At 37.9% G+C, this 9,712-nt stretch carries 9 protein-coding genes; 8 read left to right on the top strand and 1 reads right to left on the bottom strand.

Features of this window, described 5'->3' with window-relative positions:
- Positions 1–216: 216 nt before the first annotated feature.
- Both V7659_RS26965 and V7659_RS26960 read left to right on the top strand, forming a co-directional pair.
- Positions 217–2,043 carry an APC family permease gene (locus tag V7659_RS26965; protein WP_335543157.1) on the top strand — a complete coding sequence of 609 codons (1,827 nt, stop codon included), beginning with the start codon at positions 217–219 and terminating at the stop codon, positions 2,041–2,043.
- A gap of 58 nt (positions 2,044–2,101) precedes the next feature.
- A complete protein-coding gene (locus V7659_RS26960) occupies positions 2,102–2,224 on the top strand; it encodes a hypothetical protein (RefSeq protein WP_335543156.1) in 123 nt (40 codons plus the stop codon).
- 252 nt (positions 2,225–2,476) lie between these two features.
- On the opposite strand, the gene V7659_RS26955 is transcribed toward V7659_RS26960, so the two are convergent.
- Entirely contained in the window at positions 2,477–3,385 is a 909-nt protein-coding gene (locus V7659_RS26955; protein WP_335543155.1) for a LysR family transcriptional regulator, read from the bottom strand.
- 173 nt (positions 3,386–3,558) lie between these two features.
- On the opposite strand from V7659_RS26955, the gene V7659_RS26950 reads away from it, so the two are divergent.
- The 6 genes from V7659_RS26950 to V7659_RS26925 all read left to right on the top strand — a co-directional run bounded on the left by V7659_RS26950 (position 3,559) and on the right by V7659_RS26925 (position 9,185).
- Positions 3,559–4,302 carry an SDR family oxidoreductase gene (locus V7659_RS26950; RefSeq protein ID WP_335543154.1) on the top strand — a complete coding sequence of 248 codons (744 nt, stop codon included), beginning with the start codon at positions 3,559–3,561 and terminating at the stop codon, positions 4,300–4,302.
- A gap of 72 nt (positions 4,303–4,374) precedes the next feature.
- Entirely contained in the window at positions 4,375–5,220 is an 846-nt protein-coding gene (locus V7659_RS26945) for an SDR family NAD(P)-dependent oxidoreductase (RefSeq protein WP_335543153.1), read from the top strand.
- A 102-nt stretch (positions 5,221–5,322) separates the two neighbouring features.
- The gene (locus V7659_RS26940; RefSeq protein WP_335543152.1) at positions 5,323–6,492 is read left to right on the top strand and encodes an MFS transporter; all 1,170 of its coding nucleotides are present in this window, start codon (positions 5,323–5,325) and stop codon (positions 6,490–6,492) included.
- Positions 6,493–6,556: 64 nt separating this feature from the next.
- Positions 6,557–7,264 carry an SDR family oxidoreductase gene (locus V7659_RS26935; protein WP_335543151.1) on the top strand — a complete coding sequence of 236 codons (708 nt, stop codon included), beginning with the start codon at positions 6,557–6,559 and terminating at the stop codon, positions 7,262–7,264.
- Positions 7,265–7,492: 228 nt separating this feature from the next.
- On the top strand, positions 7,493–7,867 hold the full coding sequence (locus V7659_RS26930) for a MerR family transcriptional regulator (RefSeq protein ID WP_335543150.1): 375 nt from the start codon (positions 7,493–7,495) through the stop codon (positions 7,865–7,867).
- Positions 7,868–8,060: 193 nt separating this feature from the next.
- Entirely contained in the window at positions 8,061–9,185 is a 1,125-nt protein-coding gene (locus V7659_RS26925) for an NADH-dependent flavin oxidoreductase (protein WP_335543149.1), read from the top strand.
- The last annotated feature ends 527 nt before the right edge of the window (positions 9,186–9,712 follow it).

Below are 9,712 nucleotides of genomic sequence, written 5' to 3'. Positions count from 1 at the left end.
TTTCAAGGTAGGGCTACTCAAAGGTCCAAATCCGACAGCTAACCTCGTAAGCGTCATATGAGAAGGAAGGTGGAGCTAGTAATACCAGTAAAATGATGTGTCTACAGGTCTATTAACTATGACTTGTAGGCACTTTTTTTTGCAACTTTGAGGAAAAAATGCTTTATAGGGCAATATATAACATAACTTATTACACAATTGGGTGGTGACTAATGAATGTTTTCATCTATAAAAAGATTTTTAATTGGAAGACCTTTGAAATCACATGAATTAGGGGAACAAAAAATTAATAAAACGAAAGCATTAGCTATACTTTCCTCCGATGCACTATCATCGGTGGCATATGGTCCTGAACAAATACTAATCGTGTTGGCAACAATAGGAGCAGCAGCATTTTGGTACTCCATTCCTATCGCAGTTGGTGTATTAATTCTTTTAACAGCTCTCATACTGTCATATCGGCAAATCATATTTGCTTATCCACATGGAGGAGGAGCTTATGTTGTATCGAAAAATAATTTAGGAGTAAATCCAGGATTAATTGCTGGAGGCTCACTTTTAGTAGACTATATTCTTACGGTTGCAGTAAGTGTGTCTGCTGGGACTGATGCTTTAACTTCTGCCTTTCCCACCTTACATAATTATAATGTGGAAATTGCCATTGTATTTGTAATTTTTATTACACTTCTGAATTTAAGAGGAGTAACGGAGTCCGCTTCCATATTAGCCTACCCCGTGTACTTATTTGTTCTAGCCTTGTTTATTTTAATCGGTGTGGGTATTTACAACATTTTAACAGGCAGTGTTGCTCCTGAATTTCACACTCCTTTAGGAACACCTGTGGCGGGGATAAGTTTATTAATTTTATTAAGGGCGTTTGCTTCAGGAAGTTCAGCATTAACAGGTGTTGAAGCCATATCTAATGCCATACCAAACTTTAAAGATCCAGCACCAAACAATGCTGCTAAAACGCTAATAATGATGGGGATTTTGCTTGCTATCTTGTTTTCAGGAATCATAACTTTAGCCTATTATTATGGAACTGCTCCAAGAGCTGAGGTAACGGTTGTTTCACAAATTGCAGAGGATGTCTTTGGACGGAATTTTATGTATTTCTTTATCCAAGGAACTACAGCCTTAATATTAATCCTTGCTGCCAACACTGGATATTCTGCATTCCCATTGCTAGCGGTTAATCTTGCTAAAGATAAGTTTATTCCAAGGATGTTTCTGATGAGAGGTGACCGATTAGGATATTCAAACGGTATCATCATACTTGGTCTAGCTTCGATTATCCTAATCCTTGCTTTTCATGCAGAAACCGAGCATCTTATCCCACTTTACGCAGTCGGAGTGTTTGTTCCATTTACATTGTCTCAAACAGGAATGATGGTTAAATGGATTCGAGAAAAGCCTCAAGGCTGGTTGCCGAAATTTATTATTAATACAACGGGTGCATTAATTAGTTTCATTGTCACATTAATGTTCTTCTTAACTAAATTCAATCAAGTCTGGTCAATTTTAGTTTTTCTACCGATTATTATTTTTATTTTTCACCGAATAAAAAAACATTATGATGCAGTAGGGGATCAATTGAGGATTACTACATGTGAGCCCGCTTTACAGATTGAAGGGAATGTACTCATTGTTCCAGTGGCTGGCATTACTCATGTGGTAGAAAACTCAATAAACTATGCCAAATCACTTAAGCCAGATCAAATTATTGCCGTTTATGTGGCTTTTGAAAGAGATGACGAGCATACGTTTGAAGAAAAGTGGAAGAAGTGGCAACCTGAAGTAAGACTGGTAACGCTGCACTCTCATTACAGAAGTATCATAACGCCACTAACTAAGTTTGTTGATACAGTTGAACATAAAGCGAGCGAATCTAACTATCAAGTAACAGTGGTCATCCCACAATTTATCACTAAGAAAGGCTGGCACAATATTCTCCATAATCAATCAAGCTTATTAATTAAGTCTTTCTTGCTGTATCGGAGAAACGTGATTGTTACTACTGTACCTTTCCATTTAAAAAAATAAAAACAGAAGCCCATACAGAGTTATATCCGTAGAAGAGCAAAAACGTAGAGAAGGTAATGTGGCTGAAGGAAAAATGTTACCACAAATATATGTAGAAGAGCAAAATATGGTGGAAAATAGTTCAGCTCAACAAGGGTTTGTTCCACAAGAAAATGGGACAGGTTTCTTTTTTATTAAGTAAAAGAAAAATAAGTATATAACTCGCTGCTTTTCACTAACGGGTGCATTCCTTTATTAAGGGCTGCTTTTTTTATTAAACAAACGGGGCAGTTAGTTTAAGTATATTCCTTCACAAAGTTAGAAAAGCTGATTTTCCAAATTAGGAAAAATCAGCTTTTTCTATTATTTATTTTAAAATCAATCCGTTGTCATTAATACCCAAATACCTTTAGGAACTGCCACGCGTACATGGTAGAAGCACTAAATGTATCCCCTATACAGCTGAAAAAGAATTTCTAAATTTCGCCTGAATTTCTTTTAAAAACATAGACGCAGCAGCAGAAAAAACCTGATGCTTTTTCCAAACAATATTTAAGCCAGATTCAAGTCTTGGCTCTAGCGGTCTAAAACAAAGGTTACTGTCGCTTGACGTATTTACTAATTTATCAAGAGTTATTGCATAACCAATACCCTCATCAACCATAATGGCAGCATTAAAGGCAAGATTATAGGTAGTCACGACATTTAATTTTTCAAAATCATCACCAAACCAATCCGCAAATTCATTTTTAGAAAACGTCTGTTTCATAGCCTGTCGTGAACAAATCACCGGAACATTTAATAAATCCACTACTTGAATGGTATTTTTCGAGGAAAGAGGACTATCTTTTCTCATCACAACACCCCAAACATCTTTACCAGGGATATCAATATAATTGTATTTCGATAAATCAGCCGGTTGAATTAAAATACCAAAGTCAAGAAGTCCCTTATCAAGACGTTCCGTCACATCGTCTTCATTTCCACTGTAAAGGTGATATCGAATATTTGGGTAAGTTGAACGCAAATCTTTTACTACCAGCGCAATGTGTCTCATGACTTCTGTTTCCCCACCACCTATGTAAACATCACCACTTATGGTTTCTTCCATAGAACTGAACTCTGTTTCTAATTTATCAACCATATCAACGATTTCTTCTGCCCTTTTTCGAAGAAGCATTCCTTCATCTGTAAGAATGATACTGTGACTACTGCGAATAAATAGTTTTTTCCCTAATTCTTGTTCAAGGTCTTTTAATTGTCTTGACAAGGTTGGTTGTGTCACATGCAAAAAATCAGCAGCAGCAGTCATGCTTCCTTCTCTTGCAACAGTAAGAAAATATCGTAAAACTCTTAATTCCACTTGTAACTCCTCCTTTATAATGTTTTAGTATAAATCTTTCTGATATGCGTTTCAAGCATACCATGATATAAGATATAAGTAATAGGAATTATACGTAAAGCAAGCTAAAATAAATAACGAAGAAAGTTGAAGTTCTTTAGTTGAAACAAGATTAAGAAAGGGTGTCATTTAATATGTCTACTATTCAAAATAAAGTTGTTGTCATTATGGGTGCATCAAGTGGTATTGGTGAAGCAACAACCAAGAAACTGGCACTAGAAGGAGCAAAGCTAGTCATTGCGGCTCGTCGTGAAGATCGCTTGAAAGCTCTTGTTGAATCATTACCAAATGCTGAAATTTCATATGCTGTTGCAGATGTAAGAAATAAAGAGGAAGTGCAAGCTGTTATCGATTTGGCAATCGAGAAATATGGTCGTGTCGATGTACTCTACAATAATGCTGGAGTGATGCCACTTGCTCCACTTTCAGAAACACGCTTTGACGAATGGCGACAAATGCTAGACATCAATATCGTAGGTGTCTTAAATGGGATTGCTGCGGTTTTACCGATCATGAAAAAACAACAATCGGGTCAAATTATTGCGACTGACTCCGTAGCTGGGCATGTTGTATGGACTGGCTCAGCTGTGTACTCTGGGACAAAATTTGCTGTTCGTGCCATTATGGAAGGGCTGCGTCAAGAAGAACGGGAAAATAATATTCGTAGCACCATTATCTCTCCAGGAGCGGTGGATACTGAGTTATATAACACTATAAATGATCCGGAAACACAAGAAATGGCGAGGAAAAGTGCACGTACAGAAGGTTTCGGAATAAAGTCAGAGGACGTGGCAGAAGCAGTAGCTTATGCCATTAGCACACCTGAAACTGTTTCGGTAAGCGAAATCTTGATTCGTCCAACGAAACAAGCTCTTTAATAGATATAGCGAAAAAGGAATCCTTTCCAAGGAAAAAAATAAAATCGAGGATGAAACTAGGAGGTAAGGAATATGACTGAAAATAAGAAAGTTTGGTTTATCATAGGTGCTGGACGTGGAATGGGCGTGGAGTTCGTAAAAGCTGCTCTTGCCGCAGGTTACCAGGTCGTCGCCACCGGTCGTAATACTGAAAGGATAGCCAAAGTTCTTGGAGATGACGAAAATCTGTTAATTGTGAGGTTAGATGTCACAGACCCAACAGATGCTGAAGCTGCAGTAAAGTCTGCTGTTGAAAGATTTGGGCGTATTGATGTGTTGGTGAACAACGCAGGCAGCTTTTATGGTGGATTCTTCGAGGAGTTGACCCCACTACAGATTAAACAACAAATCAATACCAACCTCTATGGTCCGATGAACGTCACCCGCGCCGTGTTGCCTTTGATGCGTAAGAATCGGTCCGGACACATTATTTCAATCTCTTCTCTTGCGGGATTAGTTGGATTTGAATACAATGCGGCTTACTGTGCTTCGAAGTTCGGTCTTGAAGGTTTTATGGAGTCGTTACATCAAGATGTCACCCCTTATGGAATCAAAACCACTATTGTAGAACCAGGTTTCTTCCGCACTGAATTTTTGGAGCCAGAATCTACATTCCTTGCTGAGGCTTCTATCGATGACTACGCCGAGCGTAATGCGCAATATCAGGCTTTTTGGAACGAAAAAAACGGAAAACAGGAAGGCGATCCTGCCAAACTTGCTAAGGCTTTAATCACCATCGTAAATCGGGATGAACCACCTTTACGTTGGACCGCTGGTGCAGATGCGATTGCTGGTGCAGAGCAGAAAGTTGCAGAACTTCAAAACCAGATCAATGCCTATCGGGACCTTTCGATATCCCTAGCTTACGAAGATGCATAAGCTTTCATATGAGGTTAACTTTGAATTCTTCGGGAAGAAGTGTTAATAAAAATGTCCTCAATCTTTTTGGGGGCATTTTATTGAAGTTAGGAGTTGTGTTTGTTGACTAAACGAGATAATGTGTTGATTTTTATATTAACTATCGGAGTTTTCGGCATCTTAAATACTAAAATGGGTGTTATTGGGATACTACCTACCATTGCTGAACACTTTCATGTCAGTATATCAAAAGCAGGATGGCTGGTGAGTCTTTTTGCCATTGTTGTTGCACTATCTGGTCCAACGATGCCCTTATTGTTTTCAGGCATAAATCGGAAGAAGGTCATGTTACTTGTACTAGCTGTTTTTGTTTTGGGGAACATCGTATCGATATTTACATCCAACTTTACCATTCTATTAATTTCTCGGATAATCCCAGCCTTTTTTCATCCAATTTATTGTTCTTTGGCATTTTCAGTAGCAGCTGCCTCAGTAAGTAGAGAAGAAGCTCCAAAAGTTGTTTCTAAAGTATTTATTGGAGTATCTGCCGGTATGGTAATCGGTGTACCAGTCTCAAGCTTTATTGCTAGTGCAGTTTCTTTACAAATGGCGATGGTATTCTTTGCTATTGTAAATGCTATAGCATTCATTGCTACTTTACTATTTGTACAATCTATGCCGGTGGAGGAAAGACTTTCTTACGGAGCTCAAATATCGGTATTAAAAAAATCAATTACTTGGCTTTCCATTCTGACTGTCATTTTATTAAATTCTGCCGTATTTGGAGTTTATAGTTATCTAGCTGAGTATCTGAAAAGTGTTACGAATATGTCTGCGAATTCTATTAGTTTAATGTTATTCATGTACGGTGGAGCCACTATTATTGGAAACGTAGTAGCAGGGAAATTACTAACCAATAATGCGAAGAAATCTGTCGTATCTTATCCTTTTGTATTGGGTGCAGTTTATATCCTATTATTTTTCACAGGACAGTTTACCGTACCTATGGCGGTCATTACTTTAATTTGGGGAATATTGGCTGGTATTGGGGGTAATATCACTCAGTATTGGATTATGTCTGCAGCTCCTGAAGCTCCTGATTTCGCTAATGGATTATTTTTAACATCCGCTAACTTAGGAACTACATTTGGTGCAGCTGTAGGCGGATTAATTATATCGGATATGGGTACACGATTCGTCGTATTGGTGGGATTCCTATCATTGATACTAAGTTTGGTAACTATTTTACTAAGAAATTATATGTATAGTCCTACAAAACAACTCTCCACCTAAGGTGTATCCCTATTAGGATTTTTAAATGCCACTCAATCTGAGTACGAGAAATGGAGGATTTAAAATGTCAAAAGATATAAAAGTTGCACTTGTCACTGGCGGGAATCGAGGTATTGGATATGAGCTGGTTAAACAATTGGCTTTGAAAGGTTTTAAGGTTATTTTGGCAAGCCGTGATCCAGAAATGGGTTATGAAGCTGTGCAAAATCTTAAGGAGTTAGGTCTGGATGTTTCGTGTGTAGAAATGGATGTTGCCAATCAAGAAAGTATCCATCAAGTTGCAACTACAGTAAATAAGCGTTATGGAAGGTTAGACGTATTGATAAATAATGCTGGCGTGTATCTGGAAGAGAATAAAAGGTTAGTGGCAACGGACCCTTCCATTCTGGAGAAAACAATGGCAACCAATTTCTTCGGCGCTTACCATGTCATCTGTTCCTTTATTCCCCTTATGGAAAAACAAAGCTATGGGAGGATTATTAATGTTTCCTCTGAATATGGAGCCATGAGCGAAATGTCATATCCAGGAGTAGGAGCTTATAAATTGTCTAAATTTGCCCTAAATGGATTAACACGATTGTTAGCAGCAGAAATCAATGGTGATATCAAAATAAATTCAGTCGATCCGGGATGGGTGAGCTCAGATATGGGTGGACCATCTGCTCCAAGAACTCCTAAGCAAGCAGCTGAGTCAATTCTTTGGTTAGCGACTGTTGGACCTGAAGGACCTAACGGGGGATTCTTCAGAGATGGTAAAAGAATCGAGTGGTAATATTGTGTGGACAAAGGATTTGAAGAGGTACCCTTTTTAACTTAAACAAAGTATGTGAAGAACTGTACTTAAATTAACGGGTGCTATACCTCAAGAACTGGCTGCTAAAACGGGCAAAAGAATCAATAATTCTGGACTTAGAGTAAACTCTAAGTATTACTCTATATTTGTGTACAAATTAAAAATGAAAGAAGACATAGACATATCAGATTTATGGAGGCGGTTATATTGACATATTCTATTGGAGAATTTTCTAAAATAGTTGGGTTAAGTGAACATACATTGAGGTTTTATGAAAAGGAAGGGTTAATAAAAGTAAACAGAGACAATAACAATGTCAGAATCTACTCGGATGAAAATAAATTATGGATAGAATCTTTGCTCCACCTAAAAAATACGGGGATGTCTCTAAAAGACATGAAGCAATTTGCGATGTGGGGGCAGATTGGAGATGAAACAATGGAAGAACGGATAGCTTTACTCAAAAATCATCGAAAAAAAGTAGTAGAAGAATTTGAGAAGCTTCGTCAAAGTTTAGAGCATCTGGATAATAAAATTAATTTTTATGAAAATGAATTAGGAGACTGTTTCTCTAAAAATTAAGCAGCCAGTTGTTTTTTTCATTTGCGTCTTTTTGATAAACCACGTACATACAGCTTTCGAAAACGTTTTTTTATCGAAAAAAATAAAAAAAACTTGCCTTAGAGTGCTCTCTAAGGATTAACCTATTCTTGCACCAGTGATACACCTTTACAAAATAGTGCAAAACTAACTAGAACAAGAAAGAGGTTAATAAATGAACACAAAATATAGCAACTTGTTTAAATCATTTACATTTAAAAATGGTATCACCATAAAAAATAGAGTCGTTATGGCACCAATGACAACTTGGAGCAGTAATGATGATTACACCGTTTCAGATGAAGAAGTAAAATATTATAAAAAAAGAGTCAATGGAGTAGGACTTGTTATCACAGGATGTACTCATGTTCAACAAAACGGTATAGGTTTTACGCATGAATTCGCAGCTTATGAAGATAAATTTATTCCAAGTCTACGGAAATTGGCGGATGCGGCGAAAAGTGGAGGAGCTCCTGTGTTGCTTCAAATTTTTCATGCAGGCAACAAAGCACTGCCATCTTTAACGCCAAATGGTGAGGTGGTTAGTTCCAGTGCTGTAGAAACTGAAGCTACTGCATTTGCTCCTTCAGTATTACCTAGAGAACTTTCACATGATGAAATAATAGAAGTGATTCATGCTTTTGGAGAAACTACCAGACGAGCTATTGAAGCTGGTTTTGATGGTGTTGAAATTCATGGTGCACACGGATTTTTACTTCAAAACTTCTTCTCTCCTTTCTTCAATAGACGTGACGATGAATGGGGTGGATCTCTAGAAAAACGCTTGCGTTTCCCATTGGCAGTCATTCAGGAAATGAAAAATGTGATTAAGAATCACGCAACAAAGCCGTTTATTTTAGGGTACAGAATATCACCTGAAGAACATGGCGGTTATGGGATGGAAGATGCTTATGAATTAATTGATCGTCTGGTTGAACAGGGTTTGGATTACATCCATGTTTCGCTTGATGATGTATCTTCAAAACCACGAGGCATTGAAGATGGAAAAACACGGCTTGAATTAATTGTTGAACATGTTAACGACAGAGTTCCTGTAATGGCTGCGGGTTCTATGGTAACTGCTGATGATGTTGAATCTGCATTAGATAAGGGTCTATCCCTAGCTGCAGTTGGTCATACATTAATCATGAATCCAGACTGGGTAGAAAAGGTTCAGAATGGAAAAGAAGCTGAAATTCAGACAGCAATTAAGACTTCAAAAGTAAGCGAGCTTGAGCTTCCAGAAAAACTTTGGAATTTCATTCAAGCTTCAGGTCCTTGGTTTAAGATTGAAGATTAAAATCGAAAAGAAAAGTTACTGTTTATTTCAGCCTCACTTTTTTGGGGATGCTAATTTAGTAATACAATAAAAACGAAGATTGAATTCAAAGCTTGTGAAGCTTTGTTCTGAAACAAACGGGTGCTTGTGCGGCTAAGCATAGGTCGTATCATATAGCGTGTGGGATTCCCGTCGAGTAAGAACTAGCCATTCACTCGTAGCGAGTCTTGGAGGGCTAAAGGTAACTTTAGTCTTTAAGCGTAGACCGTTAGGTGGCGGGCCGAAAGCCAAATGGTTGAAGGGATTGAGCTCCAGAATGTTAGAAAATCGAGAGGGCTGATGCCTTAAGCACAGCAGAAAGTATATACGACTTAAGAAAAGAAATTAGCTATATTTTGTAAATGATGACTAGGAGGAGCCGTGTACGTTAATAGCGCAAGCACGGTTCTGTGAGGGGGGAGGAGTACAATTTACCGTAAGGTAGAAAGGCTCCCTTCTACTCGACTCCGTAAGAAATGGCTGCCAAAAATGGTAGCCTTTTTCTTATT

This window comes from Neobacillus drentensis, from assembly GCF_036966985.1.
GTDB lineage: Bacteria > Bacillota > Bacilli > Bacillales > Cytobacillaceae > Neobacillus > Neobacillus drentensis_E.
Note: the sequence above shows the minus strand (reverse complement) of the source record. Positions and strands in the feature narration are given on the sequence as shown.